Origin of the sequence: Pseudoxanthomonas sp. CF385 (genome assembly GCF_900104255.1) — a bacterium.
In the GTDB taxonomy this organism is placed as follows: Bacteria; Pseudomonadota; Gammaproteobacteria; order Xanthomonadales; family Xanthomonadaceae; genus Pseudoxanthomonas_A.
Genome location: NZ_FNKZ01000002.1, coordinates 555,127 through 574,170 on the forward strand (window position 1 = coordinate 555,127; position 19,044 = coordinate 574,170).

A 19,044-nucleotide genomic window follows, 5' to 3' on the forward strand; every position below is an offset into this window, starting at 1 on the left:
CTCTCCTTCAGTCAAAGAAAAAGGGCCGGCATGACCGGCCCTTTCCGGAACCCCTCAGCGGCCGATGTGCTGCTTCAGCCAGGCATTGACGGTGTCGTGCCACAGGATGCTGTTCTGCGGCTTCAGCACCCAGTGGTTCTCGTCCGGGAAGTACAGCAGCCTGGATTCGATGCCCTTGCGCTGCAGCGCGGTGAACGTGGACAGGCCCTGGTCCACCGGCACGCGGTAATCCTTCTCGCCCTGCACGACCAGCATCGGCACGCGCCAGTTGGCGATGTGGTTGACCGGGTTGAACTTCTCGACGTTCTTTGGCACGTCGTAGGGCGTGCCGCCGTTCTCCCACTCGGTGAACCACAGTTCCTCGGTCACGTAGCCCATCGAGCGGATGTCGAACACGCCGTCGTGGTTGACCAGGCACTTCCACGGCTCGTTCCAGTTGCCGGCGATCCAGTTGATCATGTAGCCGCCGTAGCTGGCGCCCAGCGCGCACGCGTTCTTGCCGTCGAGGAAGGCGTACTGCTTCTGTGCCGCCGCCCAACCCTTCTGCAGGTCTTCCAGCGGGCGGTCGCCCCAGTGCTGGCTGATCGCGTCGGTGAAGGCCTGGCCGTAACCGGTCGAACCGTGGAAATCGATCATCACCACGGCATAGCCCTGGCCCGCGTAAGTCTGCGGGTTCCAGCGATAGCTCCAGCCGTTGCCGAAGCTGCCCTGCGGGCCACCGTGGATCAGGAACGCCACCGGGTACTTCTTGCCTTCGACGTAGTCGTGCGGCTTGACCACGTAGCCGTGCACGGTCTCGTTGTTCCAGCCCTTGAAGTTGAACTGTTCGAAGTCGCCGAACGACACGTCTTTCAGCACCTCATCGGCGCTGGGCGTGATGGCGCGCAACGTGGCACCTGCATCATCGCTGGTGGCATAGATCACGTCGCCCGACTTCAACGAGTTGCGCGACAGCACCAGCGTACGGCCGACCACGTCGAAGGCCGAAACACTGCCGTCCCCGACGATCCGGCGCGCCTGGCCGCTCTGGATGTCGATCGAGAACAACGGGAGTTCGCCCATCTCCTGCGCGGTGGTGTAGATCCGTTCGCCGTCATCCGAGAGCACGATGCCCTCGGCGCTGCGGTCCCAATCGGGGGCGATCTCGCGCACCTTGCCGTTGTCCAGGTCCATCGCCATCAGGCCGAAGCGGTCGGCCTCGAAACCCGGGCGCTTCATCGCGCGGTAGTACAGGGTCTTGCCGTCGGCGCTGAACACTGGGCCGGTGTCCCAGGCCGGATTCGCCGCGGTCAGGTTCACCGGTGCGCTGCTGCCGTCGGCGGCGATCTTGTACAGGTCGAAGTTGGTCGACCAGGCTTCGCCCTTGCCCGCCACGCGCACGGCGGCCACCACCGAGTTGCCGTCCGGCGACCAGGTGTATTCCTCCGCGCCACCGAACGGCTTGGACGGCGCATCGCCATCGAGACGGTCCGTCAGCGAGGTGGCCGTGGTCACCGCCTTGGCCTTGGCACCGGGCAGCGGGGCCACGAACAGGCGGCTGCGGCGGCCGTCGGCCCAGGTATCCCAGTGGCGGACGAACAGGCCGTCGTAGACCACGCCGCTGCTCTTCTTGGCCGCCGTGGCATCGAGCTTCTTCTGCGTGCACGCGAAATCCGCCTTGCAGTCGGCGAAGGTGTCGGTACTGAACAGCACGCGCGTGCCGTCCGGCGACAGTTTGTAGCTGGCGACGTCGAGCGCGAACGCAGTCAGCTGGCGCGGCGCGCCGCCACCCAGGGGCAGGGAGTACAGCTGTTGGATGCCGGACTTGCCGCTGAGGAAGTACACCGTCTTGCCGTCCGGCGAGAAGGCGGGCGAATTGACGCTCCAGCCTTCGGGCGTGAGGCGCTTCGGCGGAGCCAGGTCACGGGTCAGCAGGTTGCGGACCCACAGGCTGCCGCTGGCCTTGACCACGTCGGCATCGACCACGCGCTTGGCGAACAGCACGGTGCTGCCGTCCGGCGACAGCACCGGCGAGGACACGCGGTCCAGTTTCTGCAGGTCGCGGACATCGAGGCCACGCGCTTGGGCCAGCGACGGCAGGGCCGCCAGCAGGCAGAAGGGCAACAGGGCGGACTTGAGCTTCATCCGGGGCTCCGGCACAGGAAAACCCCGATGTTAGGCGCTAATCGCGCCGCGGCGCAAAGGCGTGAAGTCACGCCCTTGCGCCGTGCATGGGCTTAACGGGGGCCAGGCTCGGCGTCGCCCAGCGCCTTCGACTTGGCACCGGTGCGGTACAGCAGCCAGCCCACGATCGCCAGAATCACCAGGCCGACGATCTCGCCCTGCTGGAAGGCCTCCGGCAGCACGAGCACATCGCGGTCCTTCGACACGTAGATGGCGATGCCGACCGCGATGCCCATCAGCGCTTCGCCGGTGATCAGGCCCGCCGCGAAGAGCGTGCCCGGGCGATGGATCCGATCACGCGCTTCCTCGTCCTTCGTGCCGACCATGCCGTGACGCTTCTCGACCAGGTAAGCCAGCAGGCCGCCGAGGAAGATAGGCACCATCAGCTCCAGCGGCAGGTAGATGCCGATCGCCGCGGCCAGCACGGGCACGCGGAAGCTGCTGCCCTTGGCCTTCAGGGTTTCGTCGACGGCGATGATGATCGCGCCGATCACCGCACCGATGCCGATGATGCCCCACGGCAGCTCGCCGCCGAACAGGCCCTTGGCGACCGATGCCATCAGCGTGGCCTGCGGCGCCGACAGCGGATTCGGATGCTCGGCCGTAGGCGCACCGATGCCGTAGGCCTCGGACAGGATGTTCAGCACCGGCGCCATGATCAGCGCGCAGGAGAATGCGCCGATGCCGAGCATCAGCTGCTGCTTCCACGGCGTGGCGCCGACCAGATAGCCGGCCTTGAGGTCCTGCAGGTTGTCGCCACCCACCGCCGCCGCGCAACACACCACCGCGCCGATCATGATCGCCGCCACCGCACCCAACGGCGCGCCGCCGGAACCGACCGCCATGCGTCCGCTTTCGCCGAGCAGCAACAGCAGCACGACCGAGGCGAACAGGATGGTAGCAATGGTGATGCCCGACACCGGGTTGTTCGACGAACCCACCAGGCCGGCCAGGTAGGCCGACACGGAGACGAACAGGAAGCCCGCCACGATCATGATGATCGCCATCGGGATGCTGACGTGCCACATGCCGACGATGGCCTGGTACAGCAGCAGCAGCGGCAGCACGAACACCACCAGCGCCACCAGCATCCACTTCATCGGCAGGTCGCGTTCGGTCTCGGCGACATCGGCGCCGCCCGAGCCCGCGCGCGCGGCAGCAATGCCGCTCTTCACGCCCGACAGCAGCGACTTGCGCAGCGAGAACAGCGTCCACACGCCGCCGATCAGCATGGCGCCCACGCCCAGGTAGCGGATCTTCGCGGACCAGATCGCACCAGCCACGTCCTCGGCGCCTGCGCCCGCAACGCTCTGCGCCAGCGCAGGATCGGTACCCATGAAGAACATGTGGTACAGCGGAATGGCGATGTGCCAGGACAGGATGCTGCCCGACAACACCACGATGCCGATGTTCAGGCCGACGATGTAGCCCACGCCCAGCAGCGCCGGCGACAGGTTGGTGCCCATGTAGCCGAGGTACTTGCCGAAGAAGCTCGCGCCCGCGGCCGTGTCCGGGATCAGGCGCATGCCGCTGTGCGCGGCCACCTTGAGCACCGCGCCGATGGCGGCGGAGAAGGCGAGGATCTTCAGGCCCGGGCCCGGGTTCTCGCCGGCCTTCAGCACTTCGGCCGCGGCCTTGCCTTCGGGGAACGGCAGCGGCTCCTCGACGATCATCGAGCGGCGCAGCGGCACCGAGAACAGCACGCCGAGCAGGCCACCGAGACCGGCGATCGCCAGCACCCAGGAGTACTGGAAGTCCTGCCAGTAGCCCAGGATGATCAGCGCGGGGATCGTGAAAATCACGCCCGCCGCGATCGACGAACCGGCCGATGCGCCGGTCTGCACGATGTTGTTCTCCAGGATCGTGCCGCCGCCCAGCAGGCGCAGCACGCCCATCGAGACGACGGCCGCCGGGATGGCGGTGGCTACGGTCAGGCCGGCGAACAGGCCCAGGTAGGCGTTGGCGGCCGACAGCACGACGGCCAGCACGATGGCCAGCACGACGGCGCGGAAGGTAAGTTGCGGGGTCCCCGGCGAGCTCATTGCATGTTCCCGAATTGCGGAAAGCCGACACGCTAGCGTCCGCTGCCCGGCAAGTCCAGCCGGAACGGGCCGTACGGTACCGTCGCTATACTGCCGCCCCCAATCCCCGCCGGAGCGGCCCTTGACCCCCCACGCCCCCGTGGCCGCCGGCCGCGACGACTTCCTGGGCCATCCCAAGGGCGTCTACGTCTGCTTCTTCACCGAGATGTGGGAACGCTTCTCCTTCTACGGGATGAAGGCGCTGCTGCTGCTCTACCTGACCAAGTACCACCTGTTCGCCGACGGCGCGGGGTACGACCTGATCGGCGCCTACGGCGGCCTGGTCTACTGCGTGCCGGTGATCGGCGGCGTGCTGGCGGACCGTTGGCTGGGCATGCGCAAGGCGGTGGTCTTCGGCGCCCTGCTGCTGGTTGCCGGGCATGCCGGCATGGCGCTGGAGGGTGCCGCGGCCACCCTGGACAACGGGGTGATCACCCGGGATGAAGGCGCCCTGCGCACGATGTACCTGTCATTGGCGCTCATCGTCATGGGCGTCGGCTTCCTCAAGCCCAACATCACCGGCATCGTCGGCCGGCTTTATCCGGCCGGCGACCCGCGTCGCGACGGCGGCTTCAGCCTGTTCTACGCCGGCATCAATCTTGGTGCCCTGCTCGCCTCGCTGGTGTGCGGCTACCTCGGCGAGACGCTGGGCTGGAAGTACGGCTTCGGCGCCGCCGGCATCGGCATGCTGCTGGGCCTGGCGATGTTCCTGTGGGGGCAGCGCCACCTGCACGGCCACGCGGAGCCGCCCTCGCCTGCGGCTTTGCGCGCGTCCGTGCTCGGTGTTCCGCGGGAGTGGCTGATCTACCTCGGCGCCGCGCTGGGCGTGCTGCCCGTGGCCTGGCTGATGTGGGCGGCCGCGAATGGCGCGTTCGCGCTGGGTGGCGAGTTTTCGCTGGCGCTGGCCCTGATGCTGCTGGTGCTGCTCGTGGTGCTGGCCTGGTTCACCTGGTTCATCACCACGCAATGCACGCGTATGCAGCGGCGCCAGATGCTGGCGCTGATGGCGCTGATCTTCATGTGCCTGGTGTTCTTCACCCTGTACGAGCAGACGTATGGCTCCTGGGTGATGTTCACCGATCGCATGCTGACCAAGGACCTGTTCCCGTCGCTGGTGCAGCCCGCCTCGGTGGTTGTCTGGTCGGACAGCCTGGCGGCGAACATCGGCCTCTTCATCGGCAGCGCACCGTGGTCCACCTGGGCGCTTGTCGCGATGCCGTTGTCGTTCGTGATCGCATCGCACTGGTCGGAGCGCAGCGCGCGCCCCGGCCCGCCGCGCGCGTTGTTCCTCGGCAGTGCGGCGCTGATGGTCGTGCTGGTGTTGCGCGACTCGTTGGTGCTGCAGCAGACGGCGGGCTCGCTCACCTACCTCGGCGCATTGTTCCTGGTGGTGCTGGCGCCGGTGTTCGCCTGGCTTTGGGCGGCACTGGCGCGCCGCGGCCGCGATCCATCCAAGCCGCTGAAGGGCGCGCTAGGCCTGCTGTTCGGCGGCCTCTCTTTCATCCCGCTGGCATTGGCCGCGCAGCAGGTGGGCGCCACCGGCGTGGTCGCCAGCGTGTGGTGGCTGGTGCTGGCCTACCTGCTGCTGGAGATCGGCGAGATGTGCCTGGCACCGGTCAGCCTGGCCGCCGTCACCGAACTGTCGGTGCCGCGCGTGGTGAGCTCGATGATGGGCATGTGGCTGCTGGCCACCGCGTTCTCGGAAACACTGGCCGCCCAGTTCGGCAAGCTCGCGGCGGTGGAGATGCCGGACGACCCGGCATTCGACATCGCGAGCGCCGCGTCGGGTTACGCCGACCTGTTCTGGCTGATGATGTGGATCGGCCTGGGCTGCGCCGCGGTCGCGCTGCTGGCCTCGCCCTGGTTGCGGCGCGCGATGCGCGCCGCGGACTGAGCCGCACGACCGACGATCACCGTCCGGCCCTTGCGGCGCTGAACGGGAGGCGGATCAGCCGCCAAGCACCTGTTGCAAGCCTACACGCCACTCCGGAAGTGGGTGGCCAAGTGCCTGCTCGAGCTTCCCGATATCCAAGCAGGAATAACCGGGTCGCTGCGCGCGCGTGGGGTAGTCGGCCGTGGCGATGGGAAGCACCTTGGGTGCACGCGCGATCAGTCCGCGTGCCGCCGCCTCTTCGAAAATGGCTTCGGCGAAACCATGCCAACTCGTCTCGCCTCGGGGCGTAAGGTGGAACGTTCCCGACGGCTCATCCTGCAGACGCAGCAGCTCCGCGGTCACGTCCGCGATCAGGACCGCCGGCGTGGGTGTTCCCACCTGGTCGGCGACGACGCGCAATTCGTCGCGATCCGCGCCGAGCCGCAGCATCGTCTTCATGAAGTTGTGGCCGTGCTGGCCGTACACCCATGCGGTGCGCAGGATCAGGTGGCGACCACCGGCCGAGCGGATCGCATCTTCGCCAGCCAGCTTGCTGGTGCCGTAGACGCCCAGAGGTGCGGTCGCGTCGTCCTCGCGGTACGGACGCGTGCCTTGGCCGTCGAAGACATAGTCGGTCGAGTAGTGCACGAACGGAATGCCCCGCGCGGCACTTGCCCGAGCCAACACACCCGGGGCTTCGGCATTGGCCCGGAATGCCGCGTCTGCGTCGTCCTCGGCCTTGTCGACTGCCGTGTAGGCGGCCGCATTGATGATCGCGTTAGGCGCCACCCGTTCGACCAGCTCGGCCAGGGATGCAGGCGCGTCAAAATCGGCCACTTCGCACCGCCCCCCATCGGGCAGCTCACCGGATCGCGTGGTGACGACCACGTCACCCAGCGGCGCCAGGCTGCGCCTCAATGCATGACCGACCTGCCCGTTGCCCCCCAATACCAAGATCTTCATGGCGTGTAGGTCGGCAGTCGCTCCGGCACCACGTCCGCCAGCAACGGCGCGACGGCATCCTTGGCCGACAATTGCGGATCGGTCACCGGCCAGTCGATACCAATCGCAGGATCATTCCAGTGCACGCCCGCATCGGCCGCCTTGTCGTAGCCGGCCGTGCACAAATAGCTGAATACCGCGCGTTCGGAGACCACGGCGAAGCCATGGGCGAACCCTTCGGGAATCCAGAACTGCCGCTTGTTCTCGGCGCTCAGCATGACCGCCGCCCATTGCCCGAAGGTGGGCGAACCACGGCGGATGTCCACGGCGACGTCATAGACTTCGCCTTCGAGCACGCTGACCAGCTTGCCTTGGGGATTCGGCCACTGGTAATGCAGGCCGCGCAGCACGCCACGCGCCGAGGACGACACGTTGCTCTGGACGAACGCCGTCGGCAGCCCATGCTGGCCGTAGCGTTCCGCGTTCCAGGTTTCGAAGAAGAACCCACGCTCGTCGCCGAAGACCGCAGGCTCGATCACGACGCATCCCGGCAGTGACGTCTCGATCACCTTCACCGCACGACTCCGCGCGATGCCAGCGACAGCAGGTACTGGCCATAGCCGTTCTTCGCCAGTGGCGCGGCAAGCCGTTCGACCTGTGCGGCATCGATCCAGCCGTTACCGAACGCGATTTCCTCTGGACAACATACACGCAGACCCTGGCGCGCCTCGATGGTCTCGATGAAGTTGGATGCCTCGAGCAACGACTGATGCGTTCCCGTATCCAGCCATGCATGCCCGCGCCCCAGCGGCTCCAGATGCAGTGCGCCCTCCTCCAGATAACGGCGATTGAGATCGGTGATCTCAAGCTCGCCACGCGGAGACGGCTTCAGTTCCGAGGCGTAATCGCTGGCCTTCCCATCGTAGAAATACAGGCCGGTCACAGCGTAGTTCGAACGCGGATTCGCCGGTTTCTCTTCAATACCAACCACGCGCCCCTCGGCGTCGAATTCGGCGACACCATAGCGCTCGGGATCGTTCACCCAATAACCGAATACAGTGGCGCCCTCGCCGCGCGCATCGGCACGCCGCAACTGTTCGGTGAACCCGTGACCGTAGAAGATGTTGTCACCCAGCACCAGGCAACTCGGCTGGCCAGCGACGAAGTCCCTACCGATCAGGTAGGCCTGCGCCAATCCATCCGGGCTTGGCTGGACCGCGTACTGGATGTCCATGCCCCACTGCGACCCATCGCCCAGCAATGCCTTGAACAAGGCCTGCTCATGCGGCGTGTTGATCACCAGTACTTCGCGGATACCCGCCAGCATCAGCACGCTGAGCGGGTAATAGATCATGGGCTTGTCGTAAACCGGCAGCAGCTGCTTGCTGATCGCCTGCGTCAACGGATACAGGCGCGTGCCCGAACCGCCCGCCAGGATGATGCCCTTGCGCGTCGTCATGGTGGTCATCTCAGGCGGCCGTCCCGATGCGCTCGAGACGGTAGCTGCCGTCCAGTACGCGGTTGACCCAGTCCTGGTTGGCGAGGTACCAGTCCACCGTCTCTGCGATGCCTTGATCGAAGGTGTATTCCGGCTCCCAGCCCAGCTCGTCGCGCAGCTTGGACGCATCGATCGCATAACGGCGGTCATGGCCCGGCCGATCCGCCACGAAGGTGATCTGGCTAGTGCGCGGCTGGCCGTCAGCGCGCGGTACGCGTGCGTCGAGCAGCGCGCAGATCGCGTGGACGACTTCGAGATTCTGCTTTTCGGCATTGCCGCCCACGTTGTACGTCTCGCCGACCCGTCCCTTCTCGAGCACGGTGCGGATGGCCTGGCAATGGTCGCCTACGAACAGCCAGTCGCGGACGTTCTTGCCGTCGCCGTATACCGGCAGCGGCTCCCCGGCGAGCGCCCGCGCGATGATCAGCGGAATGAGCTTTTCCGGGAAATGATAGGGGCCGTAGTTATTCGAGCAGTTAGTGGTCAGGACCGGCAGGCCGTACGTATGGTGGAAAGCGCGCACCAGATGATCGGAAGCCGCTTTCGACGCGGAATAAGGTGAATTGGGCGCGTAAGGCGTGGTCTCGGTGAACTTGCCGGTGTCGCCCAGCGAACCGTAGACCTCATCGGTGGACACGTGCAGGAAGCGGAACTGGTCGCGCGCGGCGCCCTCCAGCGCTTTCCAGTAGTCGCGCACGGACTCCAGCAATCCCAGCGTGCCGACGACGTTGGTCTGGATGAACGCCGAAGGCCCATCGATCGAACGGTCCACGTGGCTCTCGGCCGCGAAATTCACCACCGCATCCGGACGGTGCTCGGCCAGCAGCGCGGCAACCAGCGCACGGTCCCCGATGTCCCCCTCGACGAAGACATGCAGCGGGTTTTCGTGGACCGAGGCCAGCGTGTCCCGGTTGCCCGCGTATGTCAGCGCGTCCAGGTTGACGACCTTCACGCCACGCGCCACCGCGCGCAGGACGAAATTACCCCCGATGAAACCGGCTCCGCCGGTGACCAGCCATGTCGGCACGCTACTGCTCCTGTCGAATAGTGTTGACTGCAAACTGCGGTGTAACGGCGCGCTTCAGAACGGAATGTCGTCGTCCGCGAAATCGTCCATCGGCGGTGCCTGCTGCGGCGCCGGCGCTTGACGACGCTGCGCCTGGCCGCCGCCCTGGTTGCCGTAGTCCTGGCGCGGCGCGCGGGCCGGGCGATCGCCGCCGCCGCCGCCGCCGCCACCCTCGCGACCGCCGAGCATCTGCATCTCGTCGGCGATGATATCGGTGGAATATTTCTCCTGCCCATCCTGGCCGGTGTACTTGTCGTAGCGGATCGAGCCCTCGACGTACACCGAGCTGCCCTTGCGCAGGTATTCGCCGGCGATCTCGCCGAGCTTGCCGAAGAACACCACGCGGTGCCATTCGGTGCGCTCCTGCTGGTTGCCGTCCTTGTCCTTGCGCACGCTCGTCGTCGCCAGGCTGATCCGGGTGATCGCCATGCCGCCCTGGGTGTAGCGGGTTTCGGGGTCGTTGCCGAGGTTGCCGACCAGGATGACTTTATTGATGCCGCGGGCCATATCGATATCCGTTCAGGGATGCCCACCGAGCGCGGGCAAAGACCAGTGGAGTATACCCGGCAGGCCCCCACCGTCGGCCGCCGCCGCGGCCCGGCGTAGGAAATCTCCGCCATGTAACGCCTATAATTCAGCGACTTCCCGAATCATGCCCCCATGGCCGTCGTCGAATCCCCCCGCCCCGCGCTCGGCCTGGCCGACATCCAGTCGCTCGCCGGCGCCGACATGGGGGCCGTCGACGCCCTGATCCGCGCCCGGCTGGCCTCCGACGTGGTCCTGATCAACCAGATCGCCGACCACATCATCTCGGCGGGCGGCAAGCGCCTGCGGCCGATGCTGGTCGTCCTGGCCGGGCTGGCCTGCGGACCGGCCACGCCAGACCACCACCAGCTGGCGGCCATCATCGAGTTCATCCATACCTCCACGCTGCTGCATGACGACGTGGTGGACGAGTCCGACCTGCGCCGCGGCCGCAGCACGGCCAATGCCCTGTGGGGCAACGCGCCCAGCGTGCTGGTCGGCGACTTCCTGTACTCGCGCAGCTTCCAGTTGATGGTGGAGCTGGACCGCATGGACGTGATGCGCCTGCTGGCCGATACCACCAATCGGATCGCCGAGGGCGAGGTGCTGCAGTTGCTGCATGTCCATAACCCGGATACGGACGAAGCAGCCTACCTGCGCGTGATCGAACGCAAGACCGCCGTGCTGTTCGCGGCGGGCACCCAGTTGGGGGCGCTGGCCTCGGGCGCCGATGCCGTCACCCAGCGTCGCCTCTACGACTACGGCATGGCGCTGGGGTATGCCTTCCAGATCGCGGACGACGTGCTCGACTACACGGCCGATGCGGACGCGCTGGGCAAGAACCTGGGCGACGACCTAGCCGAAGGCAAGGCGACATTGCCGCTGATCCACGCCATCCGCCATTCGGAAACCGGCATCGCGGACCGCCTGCGCGCCATCGTGCAGGCCGGCGAAGCAGACGCCATGCCCGAGGTGCTGGCGGCGATCCGCGCGACCGGCGGCCTGGACTACAGCCGCGAACGTGCCCATCACTACGCGACGCTGGCCGAGCAGGCGCTGGACGACCTGCCGGAATCCGACGCGCTCGCCGCCCTGCGCGGCCTAGCGCGCTACGCGGTGGAACGCGGGCACTGAGCGTGCCCGCGCGTAGTCACCGGGCGAATGCGTCCCGGAAAAAGTCCGCCATCATCCGGTAAGCCCGCTTCGCCGATGGCGCGTGGTACACGCAGCCCGGCGGATTCTGCGCATCGGATTCGGCGAAGCAGTGCACCGCGCCGCCGAAACTGACGAACTGCCAGTCGGCGCCGGCCTTGCGCATCTCGTCCTGGAAGGCGGTGATTTCCGCTGCGGACACGTAGCTGTCGTCGCCACCATTGAGCACCAGCACCGGCGACTTCACCGGCCCGGCCGCCGGCAGATCGGTGGCGAGCCCGCCATGCAGGCTGACGACGCCCGACAACGCATCGCCGGCGCGGACGAGTTCCAGTACCGTGCTGCCGCCGAAGCAGTAGCCGAACGCACCGATGCGCGCAGCGTCCACCAGAGTCCCCGGCTGCTGCTTCAGTACCTCGACGGCCTTCTGCACACGGGCACGCAACTTCGGTCGATCGGCACGCATGGCGGTGGCGACCGGGCCCGCTTCCGCGTCGGTCTTCGGCCGGATGCTCTTGCCGTACACGTCGGCCACCAACACCACGTAGTCGTCGCCGGCGACCAGGCGCGCCTTCTCGATCGCGGATTCGTTCACGCCCTTCCAGTTGGGCACCATCACCAGGCCAGGACGCGGTTGTTTCACCGCATCGTCGTAGACGAGCACGCCGGCGAACGTATCCCCGCCGATCTTCCATTCCACGGGCTTGGCTACGGGCGCGGCCAGCAGCAGGGGCGACCACAGCAGGGACAGCAGGCAGGGCAACAGCAACATGCGGCGCATCGTGCGTCCTCCTCAGGGGTGGCCCTCGAGTGTACGCGCGCCATGTTCACGCGATCTGACGAGGCGTCCGCCTCAACCGGTACCCAGACCGGGAATCGAGGTGATGGCGTCCGGATCGAAGCCGGCGAGTTCGGCGAAATGCCGGCCGCGTGCCACGTAGTCGCGGTACTGACCGAAGCTGGGCGCACCCGGCGAGAGCAGGACGACGCCGTCGTCGCCCAGCGCCTCGCGCGCGGCCGCTGTCGCTTCCGGCAACGTCTCCACGGCGATCAATGAGAAGCCGCCCTCGCGGGCCACGGGTGCGAGCAACGCGTGGATGCGCGGGCCGTTGGCACCCATCGTGATGATCGTGGCCGGCGCATCGTGGCGCATGTGCGCCGCGAAATCGGACCAGTCCACGCCCCGGTCGTGGCCGCCGACCAGCAGCGCGATGCGGCGACCGGCGAAACACTCGAGCGCGGCCAGCGTGGCGTGCGGCGTGGTGCTGATCGAATCGTTGACCCAGGTGATGCCATCGCGTGTACCCATCGCCTGCAGGCGGTTGGGCAGCGGGCGGAACGACTGCGCATGCGCGGCCAGCGGCAACGCATCGATGCCGCGCGCTTCGAGCGCCGTCAGCACGGCGCACAGGTTGCTGCGGTTGTGGCGCCCGGGCAGCGGCAGTGGACGGGTGTCCATCACGAACACGTCGCCGCGGTACAGGTCGTCCTCGCGCAGGTGCCAGCCGTCGGCACGGTTGAACCAGCGCACATCGCTATGCGGCAGCTCGAGCGCGGCCAGACGCGGATCGGCCGCGTTGAGCACGGCGATGCGGGGACGCGCGGCGGTGACGAGCTTCAGCTTGTCCTCGATGTAGCGCGCCTCGCTGCCGTGCCAGTCCAGGTGTTCGGGAAACAGGTTCAGCACGATCGCCACATCCGGGTGTGCGCCACTGGCCGCAACATCGCCGGTCTGGTAGCTGGACAGTTCGATCGCCCACTCGTCCGGCGCCGGCTGCGGGTCCAGCACTTCCAGCATCGGCAGGCCGATGTTGCCGGCCAGCACCGTTCGCTTTCCGGCCGCGCGCAGCAGGTGTGCCAGCAGCGAGGTGGTCGTGCTCTTCCCCTTGGTGCCGGTGACGCAGAACGTATGCGCCACCACGCCATCGTCGCCGGCGTGTTCGCCGAACCATAGGCCGGTGCCGCCGATGAAACGGGTGCCCGCCTCGGTTGCGGCGACCGCCACGGGGGTGTTCGGGCTGATGCCCGGCGACTTGATGACGATCTCGAACGCCGACAGCCGCGCGGCTGTCGCCTCGGTCTCCACCGCGAGGTGCGGATCGCCCAGCGCCGCGGCGTCCGCGGCTTCCTGTTCGTTGCAGAACAGCGTCAGCGGCAGCGACGGCAGGCGTTCGCGCACCGAGTGGTGGGCGGCGCGACCTTCGCGTCCCCAGCCCCACAGTGCGACACGCCGGCCCTCAAGCTGCGAAATTCGCACGCAGGCGCTCCCACAGCGCGGCGGGGATGCGGTGTTCGCCACCGATCTCCAGCAATGGCGCTACCACCAGTTCCGAGGCATCGAGCTGCGGCCGGATCTCGCGGTTGAAGCGCGCGACGATCACGTCCTCGCGCCACTCCGGCCGGTCGCCCAGCGTGGCCATCGCCGCACGCGACTCCTGGCCTTCGCCGACGCATTCGAACGGCTTGTGGTCCTGGTATTCCAGCAGCGCGTCGAAGCCACCGGTCTGGTTCGCGTCGTCGAGCAGGTTACGGCCGAAGATGCCCACCAGGCGCGGCTTGGGCATGAACGGCGCCAGCGCCAGGAATACGAAGTGGCACTTCGGGCACACGCCGCACCAGCGGTTGGTCGGGCGCTCGCCCAGCAGGTGGAAATTGCGGTTGCAGCTGGAGAAATGCGCGTCGTAGTGATCGGTGCGGGCGAACTGCCGCGCCACCGCCAGTTCCGACAGCGGTCGCAGCAGCGAGTAGTACTGCAGGTCCGCGGCCACGTGCGACTGCACGTGCGCACCGAACGCGCGCTCGAACGCCCAGCCCTTCGACCACTGGTGGTTCACCTCGCCGGTGCCGGGAATCATGCTGCCGTAGCTGGCCGAGCGTTCGTTGGAGAACACGACCTGGTCGACGCCCTGCAGCAACGCCGCCAGCACCATGATCGCCGAGTTGATGGCAGTCACCGGGATGTGGCCGTTCCACGCGCCCTGCCGGTTGTATTCGAACAGCTCCGGCGCCAGCGCGCGACCGATGTTGAGCGTCGGCAGGCCGGTGCGGGCGGCGCAGGCGGCGATCAGCTGCGAGCCGCCGATCCAGGTGACGGTCTGCTCGATGCCGGCGCCACGCAGCGCCTCGATGCTGACCAGCGAATCCTTGCCGCCACCGATGGCGACCAGTGCGTGCTCGCGCAGCCCCGCCGCCGGCGCGGCCGACGGCGCCTGGGCACCGACCGGGAAGCGCACGCGGCCGTGCAGGCTCAGGCCATTCCGGTACGCGAACTCGCCCAGCCCGTGCACGTACACCTGCTCCATCAGCACGGCGGTAGCAGCATCGATGGCGTAGCCGTCGATGCGGATCTCGTTCGGCACGGCGGCCTTGTAGTAGCTGACGCCGGTGATCAGGTGCAGCAGGCGCACCGCCTGCTCGACGGCCTGCGCGCGCGTGGCGTCCAGCGCGAACGGCGCGCCGGGGATCGTCACGGTCTCGGTCAGCTCCGGGCCGTCGTCGAAGGCGTACACCAACCGCGCGACACCGCTCTCCGCGTCGAAAGCGCAGCGGACGAAACGGAAGGTGCGGATGCTGGATTTGTCGAAATTACTCATGCGGTACCCGAAATGGCGACAGCGACCCGCCGCAAATAGCGACGGCAAACAAAATATTCAAGGACAAAGGCGGGGACGGCGCCGAGCACGATCGCGAAACCCAGCACGAGCCCTGCGAACGTGGCGGCTTCTCGCAGCATCCGAAGCAAGGAATAGTCCTCGAAAGAAGCGAGCGCAAGCATGGCGAAGGTCGACAGGATGGCGTACATCAGAAATGACGATGCCACCACTCGTAGCGTCATGCCTCCGGGTCGCCAAGCCCGGTTCTCGGTCCGTGCTCGCCGCTCTTTCAATCCCAGCACCCATGCCGCCAGCGCCGCGGACAGAGCCGCAGGCAGCGCGAACGCCAGGATACTCATTGCGCCCTCACTGCTGAGCACACGCTCGGGGTCGCCCACGAACACGAGCGCGGCCATTGCCAGCGCGAACGCGAGCACGCCACTGGCCAGGACGAGCTCAGCGCGCGGCTTCATGGTCCGCGCCCGATTCAATCACATCCTCTGCCGGCAAGCCCCGCAGGTTGTAATGGCTGGCCATCACGAACCCGTAGGCGCCGGCATCGGAGAACAGCAGCACGTCGCCCTCGGCCGTCGCCGACGGCAGCTTGCGGCGCTTGCCGAAGATGTCGCTGGACTCGCAGATCGGGCCCACCACGTCGAACGGCTCCTGTTCCGCGTCGTCCAGGCGCGACAGGTTGGCGACGTCGTGCCACGCGTCGTACAGCGCGGGCCGCACCAGCGTGTGCATGCCGGCATCGCTGCCGACGCGGCGGATGCCCAGCTTCTCCACCACCTGGGTCACACGCGCCAGCAGCGCGCCGGATTCGGCCACCAGATAGCGACCGGGCTCGATCACCAGTTGGTACGCCGGGTAAGCGGCCTTGATCGCCGCCAGGCCTTCGCCCCATGCGGCCAGGTCGAACGGCTCGTCGCCTTCGGCATAGGGAATCGGCAGGCCACCGCCGATGTCTATCGTCTCGATGGTGCCGATCTGGTCGGCCAGGCCGCCGAGTTCGTCGGCGATCTGGTTCCAGTGCTGGGCGCTCTCCACGCCGCTGCCCAGGTGCGCATGCAGGCCGACGATGCGCACGTCCACCGCACGCGCCGCGGCGAGGAACGCGTCCAGCTTCGCCAGCGGCAAGCCGAACTTGGAGGTTTTGCCACCGGTCTTCACCTTGTCGTGGTGGCCGTCGCCGCGTCCCAGGTCTACGCGCAGCCACAGGCGGCGACCGCGGAACACCTCGGGCCACTGCTGCAGCGCTTCGACGTTGTCGAGAGTGACGTTGATGCCGCGCTCCAGCGCGAACGCGTATTCCTCGCGCGGCGCGAAGCTCGGGGTGAACAGCACGCGCTCCATCGACAGCGCGGGCACGGTCTCGAACACACGTTCCAGTTCACCGCGCGACACGCACTCCAGGCCGAAGCCCTCTTCCACCAGCGCCCGCAGGATGGCGGGATGCGAATTGGCCTTGATGGCAAAGAAACGATGATCGACGGCCGTGATGGCGGCCAGCGCACGGGCCCGAGCGCGGACGATGTCCACGTTGTACACGTAGCGCGGCGTACCTTCCTGCGCCAGCGCAAGCAGGCGTTCGCGTGCGGCCGGCGCGCTCCACCAGCGCACGCCGCGGTGGCGCACGGCGCCGTTGATCTCGCGCCAGCTGGGGCCGAACACGCTGGCCTCGTCGGTCGGCATGGCGCCGCTCTCGATGAGCGCTTCGTGCAGCAGCGGCAGCATGCCGTCGGCGTCGGCTTCGTCGATCACGAAGGTCAGGTTGAGGTCGTTCGACGACTGCGAGATCAGGTGCACGCGCTCGCGGCCGAACATCGCCCATACATCGGACAGCTTGTGCAGCAGCGAGCGCATGCCACGGCCGACCAGGGTGATGGCCGTACACGGCGCGATCACCTTCACCCGGCAGATCTCGGCCAGATCGGCCGACAGCGCAGCGAGCACGTCGGTGCTGACCAGATTCTCGCTGGGATCCAGCGAGACGGTAACGTTGGTCTCCGACGAACCAATCAGGTCCACCGACAGCCCGTGCTTCTTGAAGCGCGCGAACACGTCGGCGAGGAAGCCGACCTGCTGCCACATGCCGATGCCTTCCATCGACACCAGCACGATGCCGTTGCGGCGGCTGACCGCCTTCACGCCGGGCACCGTCACCGCGTTGCCGTCGATCGTCGTGCCCGGCAGTTCCGGGCGCTCGGTATCGAGGATCGCCATCGCCACGCCGGCATCACGGCACGGCTTGATCGAACGCGGATGCAACACCTTCGCGCCGGTGGTCGCGATTTCCTGCGCTTCGTAGTAATCCAGGCGCGTCAGCAGGCGCGCATCCGGCACCTCGCGCGGATTCGCACTGAACATGCCGGGTACGTCGGTCCAGATCTCCACGCGCTGCGCGCCGAGCAGCGCGCCGAAATACGCGGCGGAGGTGTCCGAGCCGCCGCGACCGAGGATGGCGGTGCCGCCATCCGCATGCCGCGAGATGAAACCTTGCGTCAGCAGCAGCGCGGCAGGCTGGCCCGCGAACGCGCGGCGCCAGTCCTGGTCCGGCGCGGTGTTGCACGACACCGAGAGGCGCTGCGCCCACGCGCTCTGGTTGGGCAGGAAGTTCGCCTGCAGCCAGTGCCGCGCATCGACCCAGCCGAAATCCAGGCCCTGCGTGCGCAGGTAGGCCGCACCGAGCGTGGACGACAGCAGCTCGCCCTGGCCGAGCACCTCGGCCTGCCAGTCCAGCGCGCGGCTCGCCGCACGCGGATCGGTCAGCAGGTTGCGCAGCGCCGCAAGGCGGTCGCCCAGCACCGCGTCGGCGTCCAGCTCCAATTCGGTGAGGAACTCGCGGTGGCGCTGCTCCAGCTTCGCCACGCGTTCGGCACTGTCGGCAGCGCCGTCGGCAATCGCCGTCAGCTCGTTGGTGACGCCGGACAGCGCCGACACCACCACCAGCACGCGCGCGCCCTGTTCGTCCGCCCGCTGTTTCGCCAGTTTGCCGATCGTGTTCCAGCGATGGCGACGCGACACCGAGGTGCCGCCGAACTTGAGGACGATCCAACGATCAGACGCGGGGGTGGCAGAGGGCATGGATAGAATCGGGGAGGGATGCCCGAACCCTTCGGGCGTGAACCGTCGATTCTAGCCCAAGCCCCCGCACACGACCGGACCGTACCGCATGCAACGAACGACCGTGCGACACGGGCACGGGGCTTCGCCTGCGTAGCCTGGTCCCCGACTTGGTAAGCTGCGCGGCCCCCACGCGACCTGCCTCCATGACCCTCCGCCGCTACGTCCAGCTGGACGTGTTCGCCGACCGGCCCGGCGCCGGCAACCCGCTAGCCGTCGTCCTCGACGCCGCCGGCCTCGATGACGCCGCCATGCAAGCCATCGCCCGCTGGACGCGCCTGCCGGAAACCACCTTCGTGTTCGCTCCCAGCCAGCCGGGCGCGAGCTATGCCGTGCGCATGTTCAGTCCGCGCCGGGAAGTACCCTTCGCCGGCCACCCCAGCGTCGGCACTGCGCACGTGGTGTTGGACGCGGGCCTGGCCGCCCCGGTGGATGGCCTGCTGATGCAGGAAGGCGTGGCCGGCGTGCTGCCGCTGCGGGTCGACGGCGAAGGCGCCGACCGCACAATCGCGGTGCGCACCCCACGCGCGACGGTGGTGAAGGAAGGCGATCCCGAGGGCGATGCGCTGCTCGGCGCCGCCCTTGTCCCGTTGCCTGCCGGCACGCTGCCGCCCGCCCTGGTCGATGGCGGTCGCCGCTGGTGGCTGGCCGAGGTCAGCGATGAGGCCCGCCTGCGTGGCGCCACGCCGGACTGGGACGCCATCGGTGCCCTCGCCCGGGCGACCGAGAGCATGGGCGTGTGCGCGTATGCCCGCACGCCGGGCCGCGACTACGACCTGGCGGTGCGTGCCTTCGTCGGGGCACCGGCGGCGTTCGAAGACGCGGCGTCCGGTGCGGCGAACGCCACGCTGGCCGCGTGGCTGAAATCACGTGATGCCCTGCCCGGCCGCGACGGCCGCTACATCGTCAGCCAGGGCCGGGAAGTGGGTTACGACGCCCGCCTGCAACTGCGCGTGGACGCCGCCGGCGATGTCTGGTCCGGCGGCCACGTGCGCACGATCGTGACGGGCCAGATCGACTGGTGA

Annotated in this window: 15 protein-coding genes; 3 read left to right on the forward strand and 12 right to left on the reverse strand. The window is 67.8% G+C overall.

From position 1 onward, the window contains the following. Positions 1-54: 54 nt before the first annotated feature. Positions 55-2,124, reverse strand: coding sequence for a S9 family peptidase (locus BLT45_RS12795; RefSeq protein WP_093300579.1), 2,070 nt, complete (start codon positions 2,122-2,124; stop codon positions 55-57). Positions 2,125-2,216: 92 nt separating this feature from the next. Further along, positions 2,217-4,205, reverse strand: a complete 1,989-nt coding sequence (locus BLT45_RS12800) for an OPT family oligopeptide transporter (RefSeq protein WP_093300582.1) — start codon at positions 4,203-4,205, stop codon at positions 2,217-2,219. Positions 4,206-4,326: 121 nt separating this feature from the next. Here BLT45_RS12800 and BLT45_RS12805 point away from each other — a divergent pair, with 121 nt between their 5' ends. Then, entirely contained in the window at positions 4,327-6,138 is a 1,812-nt protein-coding gene (locus BLT45_RS12805; RefSeq protein WP_254771883.1) for a peptide MFS transporter, read from the forward strand. 54 nt (positions 6,139-6,192) lie between these two features. Here BLT45_RS12805 and rfbD read toward each other — a convergent pair whose 3' ends face one another. Genes rfbD through ssb form a run of 5 tightly spaced genes read right to left on the reverse strand, consistent with a single transcriptional unit; the run spans position 6,193 to position 10,130 of the window. After that, positions 6,193-7,080, reverse strand: a complete 888-nt coding sequence (rfbD, locus tag BLT45_RS12810) for a dTDP-4-dehydrorhamnose reductase (protein ID WP_093300585.1) — start codon at positions 7,078-7,080, stop codon at positions 6,193-6,195. After that, entirely contained in the window at positions 7,077-7,634 is a 558-nt protein-coding gene (rfbC, locus tag BLT45_RS12815; protein ID WP_093300588.1) for a dTDP-4-dehydrorhamnose 3,5-epimerase, read from the reverse strand. The genes rfbD and rfbC overlap by 4 nt, the downstream gene beginning before the upstream one ends. After that, positions 7,631-8,518 (reverse strand): glucose-1-phosphate thymidylyltransferase RfbA, encoded by an 888-nt coding sequence (gene rfbA, locus BLT45_RS12820; protein WP_093302036.1) that lies wholly within the window; start codon positions 8,516-8,518, stop codon positions 7,631-7,633. Before rfbA ends, rfbC begins: the two co-directional genes overlap by 4 nt. Positions 8,519-8,528: 10 nt before the next feature. Beyond that, the gene (gene rfbB / locus BLT45_RS12825) at positions 8,529-9,584 is read right to left on the reverse strand and encodes a dTDP-glucose 4,6-dehydratase (RefSeq protein ID WP_093300591.1); all 1,056 of its coding nucleotides are present in this window, start codon (positions 9,582-9,584) and stop codon (positions 8,529-8,531) included. 54 nt (positions 9,585-9,638) lie between these two features. After that, positions 9,639-10,130, reverse strand: coding sequence for a single-stranded DNA-binding protein (ssb, locus tag BLT45_RS12830; protein ID WP_093300594.1), 492 nt, complete (start codon positions 10,128-10,130; stop codon positions 9,639-9,641). A 153-nt stretch (positions 10,131-10,283) separates the two neighbouring features. Between ssb and BLT45_RS12835 the strand changes: the two genes are divergently transcribed. Further along, complete coding sequence (locus BLT45_RS12835) at positions 10,284-11,282, forward strand: polyprenyl synthetase family protein (protein WP_093300595.1); 999 nt, start codon at positions 10,284-10,286, stop codon at positions 11,280-11,282. Between the two features lie 16 nt (positions 11,283-11,298). On the opposite strand, the gene BLT45_RS12840 is transcribed toward BLT45_RS12835, so the two are convergent. The 5 genes from BLT45_RS12840 to BLT45_RS12860 form a co-directional block, all read right to left on the reverse strand. After that, positions 11,299-12,081, reverse strand: a complete 783-nt coding sequence (locus BLT45_RS12840; RefSeq protein ID WP_093300598.1) for a dienelactone hydrolase family protein — start codon at positions 12,079-12,081, stop codon at positions 11,299-11,301. A 72-nt stretch (positions 12,082-12,153) separates the two neighbouring features. Next, on the reverse strand, positions 12,154-13,557 hold the full coding sequence (gene murD, locus BLT45_RS12845; RefSeq protein ID WP_093300601.1) for a UDP-N-acetylmuramoyl-L-alanine--D-glutamate ligase: 1,404 nt from the start codon (positions 13,555-13,557) through the stop codon (positions 12,154-12,156). After that, positions 13,538-14,893, reverse strand: a complete 1,356-nt coding sequence (gene murL / locus BLT45_RS12850; RefSeq protein WP_093300604.1) for a UDP-N-acetyl-alpha-D-muramoyl-L-alanyl-L-glutamate epimerase — start codon at positions 14,891-14,893, stop codon at positions 13,538-13,540. Before murL ends, murD begins: the two co-directional genes overlap by 20 nt. After that, positions 14,890-15,366 carry a glycosyltransferase 87 family protein gene (locus BLT45_RS12855; protein WP_093300608.1) on the reverse strand — a complete coding sequence of 159 codons (477 nt, stop codon included), beginning with the start codon at positions 15,364-15,366 and terminating at the stop codon, positions 14,890-14,892. Before BLT45_RS12855 ends, murL begins: the two co-directional genes overlap by 4 nt. After that, on the reverse strand, positions 15,350-17,980 hold the full coding sequence (locus tag BLT45_RS12860; protein ID WP_093300611.1) for a bifunctional aspartate kinase/diaminopimelate decarboxylase: 2,631 nt from the start codon (positions 17,978-17,980) through the stop codon (positions 15,350-15,352). Before BLT45_RS12860 ends, BLT45_RS12855 begins: the two co-directional genes overlap by 17 nt. 185 nt (positions 17,981-18,165) lie before the next feature. Between BLT45_RS12860 and BLT45_RS12865 the strand changes: the two genes are divergently transcribed. After that, complete coding sequence (locus tag BLT45_RS12865; RefSeq protein ID WP_093300614.1) at positions 18,166-19,044, forward strand: PhzF family phenazine biosynthesis protein; 879 nt, start codon at positions 18,166-18,168, stop codon at positions 19,042-19,044.